Source organism: Vibrio sp. VP6 (assembly GCF_028823755.1).
GTDB classification, from domain to species: Bacteria; Pseudomonadota; Gammaproteobacteria; order Enterobacterales; family Vibrionaceae; genus Vibrio; species Vibrio parahaemolyticus.
The window spans coordinates 1-2,557 of the sequence record NZ_JAPEID010000108.1; the positions used below are offsets into that span (position 1 = coordinate 1).

The following is a 2,557-nucleotide window of genomic DNA, read 5'->3' on the forward strand; positions in this document are numbered from 1 at the left end:
TTGTTTTGTAACGAGGTTTAGGCATGAGGCTACGACGATTGATGGGCGTAGCCGCTCAGATCGTAGTTTCTTGATTTAGTTCCATCGAATTACGCAACAAAGCCGTTGCTTACTTGAAATTTGGTAAAGACTATCCTGCTGGCGTTATTGTTTATAAGAATATGATTCCGGTGGTTGGTAGTGATCAACTTGTCAAATAAGCATTTAAATTATGAAGGTGATATATGAACGTATTAAAGGTTATAGATAAACATATTAAAAACGATTCAACGGAGCATGATAATTTAGTGACTTTTATTGATGTAAATAGAGAGGTGATACCAAACGCAGATAAGATAATTGATCTTTTGTGTCGCCATGAAACAGAAACAAAACGCTATCATGCAATGTTACGAACTGAAATTGTTGAACTACTAAAAAGAGGAAAATAAAATGAAATTTATAATTTTAATATTAGCATTTTTATTGTCCGCTTGTTCCACTCAGCCAGTGCTTCAAGCGTCCCATTCGAAAGATTTTTATCCGGCAATGGGACACTCTTTTGTTCCTTTGGATACCACAGATTTTGCATACGGCATTACTAATAATCATGGGGCAATCGTTGTTTCTGAGGACGGCGTTTATATGATAGTAGCAGCCCCGCAAGTCGGCTGTATGATGTGTGACGGCGAGTTTAGGTTATGGTTAAGCGTTAACGGAAAGTACGTTGAAAACTCAAATGTACTGCTTAACGTTGACGACTCAATTAAGGATGTAATCATTTCACAAGGCGCAATCCCTCTAAAAGCTGGCGATGTTGTGCAAGTAATGATGTATGGAGACAACGGAATTGGGCTTGAGGCAATCAACCGTGCAAACGAACCCTTAGTGCCAGCGATCATTTTTACCATGTATAAGGTAAGTAACTAATGAAATGGTTAATGCTTATTTTTATTGGTGGTTGCACCGTAAATTTTCAGGTTGAAACTACTTCTACAGCACAAAGTGGAAATGGTGAACTTGCGGAAGTCATTGAAACAAAAGAAACAAGCGAAACGGATGCCCAAGTCTTTCCTGTAAAATGAATTAGTTAACATATATTGATCATAAAAATGCATTCTTTTTTACAAAGTAACATTTCATTTATGTTTGTTTTCTTATTGATGCAATACGTTTAACTTAAACGTATTGCATAATTTTGTGCAATTTAATAGGAGAACATCATGAGTAACAATATAAAACATGAAACTGACTATTCTCACGATTGGACTGTCGAACCAAACGGAGGCGTCACAGAAGTAGACAGCAAACATACACCTATCATCCCGGAAGTCGGTCGTAGTGTAGACATTGAGAATACGGGACGTGGGGAGCTTACCATTCAATACCAATGGGGTGCGCCATTTATGGCTGGCGGCTGGAAAGTGGCTAAATCACATGTGGTACAACGTGATGAAACTTACCATTTACAACGCCCTGATAATGCATTCTATCATCAGCGTATTGTTGTAATTAACAATGGCGCTAGTCGTGGTTTCTGTACAATCTATTACCACTAAGAAGGTGCTCACATGACTAACGAATACGTTGTAACAATGTCATCTTTGACGGAATTTAACCCTAACAATGCTCGTAAAAGTTATTTATTTGATAACTATGAAGTTGATCCTAACTATGCTTTCAAAGCAATGGTTTCATTTGGTCTTTCAAATATTCCTTACGCGGGTGGTTTTTTATCAACGTTATGGAATATCTTTTGGCCAAATACGCCAAATGAGCCAGATATTGAAAACATTTGGGAACAATTACGTGACAGAATCCAAGATTTAGTAGATGAATCGATTATAGATGCCATCAATGGAATATTGGATAGCAAAATCAAAGAGACACGCGATAAAATTCAAGACATTAATGAGACTATCGAAAACTTCGGTTATGCTGCGGCAAAAGATGATTACATTGGTTTAGTTACTCATTACTTGATTGGACTTGAAGAGAACTTTAAGCGCGAGCTAGACGGTGATGAATGGCTTGGTTATGCGATATTGCCTCTATTAGCAACAACTGTAAGTCTTCAAATTACTTACATGGCTTGTGGTCTGGATTATAAGGATGAATTCGGTTTCACCGATTCTGATGTGCATAAGCTAACACGTAATATTGATAAGCTTTATGATGATGTATCGTCTTACATTACAGAACTCGCTGCGTGGGCTGATAACGACTCTTACAATAATGCAAACCAAGATAACGTGTATGATGAAGTGATGGGTGCTCGTAGTTGGTGTACGGTTCACGGCTTTGAACATATGCTTATTTGGCAAAAAATCAAAGAGTTGAAAAAAGTTGATGTGTTTGTTCACAGTAATTTAATTTCATATTCACCTGCTGTTGGTTTTCCTAGTGGTAATTTCAACTATATTGCTACAGGTACGGAAGATGAAATACCTCAACCATTAAAACCAAATATGTTTGGGGAACGTCGAAATCGTATTGTAAAAATTGAATCATGGAACAGTATTGAAATACATTATTACAATCGCGTGGCTTTGTTGCGTAATTCGATGGAACTAAATCA

At 37.2% G+C, this 2,557-nt stretch carries 5 protein-coding genes; all 5 read left to right on the forward strand.

The window, feature by feature from the left end:
* Positions 1-224: 224 nt before the first annotated feature.
* Positions 225-431 carry a hypothetical protein gene (locus OU793_RS24050; RefSeq protein WP_023622802.1) on the forward strand — a complete coding sequence of 69 codons (207 nt, stop codon included), beginning with the start codon at positions 225-227 and terminating at the stop codon, positions 429-431.
* A 1-nt stretch (position 432) separates the two neighbouring features.
* Positions 433-909 carry a hypothetical protein gene (locus OU793_RS24055; RefSeq protein WP_025789542.1) on the forward strand — a complete coding sequence of 159 codons (477 nt, stop codon included), beginning with the start codon at positions 433-435 and terminating at the stop codon, positions 907-909.
* On the forward strand, positions 909-1,064 hold the full coding sequence (locus tag OU793_RS24060; protein WP_032072633.1) for a hypothetical protein: 156 nt from the start codon (positions 909-911) through the stop codon (positions 1,062-1,064). The genes OU793_RS24055 and OU793_RS24060 overlap by 1 nt, the downstream gene beginning before the upstream one ends.
* A 138-nt stretch (positions 1,065-1,202) precedes the next feature.
* Positions 1,203-1,538, forward strand: coding sequence for a hypothetical protein (locus OU793_RS24065; RefSeq protein WP_023622799.1), 336 nt, complete (start codon positions 1,203-1,205; stop codon positions 1,536-1,538).
* Between the two features lie 12 nt (positions 1,539-1,550).
* The coding region (locus OU793_RS24070; protein ID WP_274647888.1) for an insecticidal delta-endotoxin Cry8Ea1 family protein at positions 1,551-2,557 on the forward strand (1,007 nt) is incomplete at its 3' end.

Coding starts and splice junctions, on each gene's coding strand:
- OU793_RS24050 (WP_023622802.1), top strand. CDS start 225: ATGAACGTATTAAAGGTTATAGATAAACATATTAAAAACGATTCAACG.
- OU793_RS24055 (WP_025789542.1), top strand. CDS start 433: ATGAAATTTATAATTTTAATATTAGCATTTTTATTGTCCGCTTGTTCC.
- OU793_RS24060 (WP_032072633.1), top strand. CDS start 909: ATGAAATGGTTAATGCTTATTTTTATTGGTGGTTGCACCGTAAATTTT.
- OU793_RS24065 (WP_023622799.1), top strand. CDS start 1,203: ATGAGTAACAATATAAAACATGAAACTGACTATTCTCACGATTGGACT.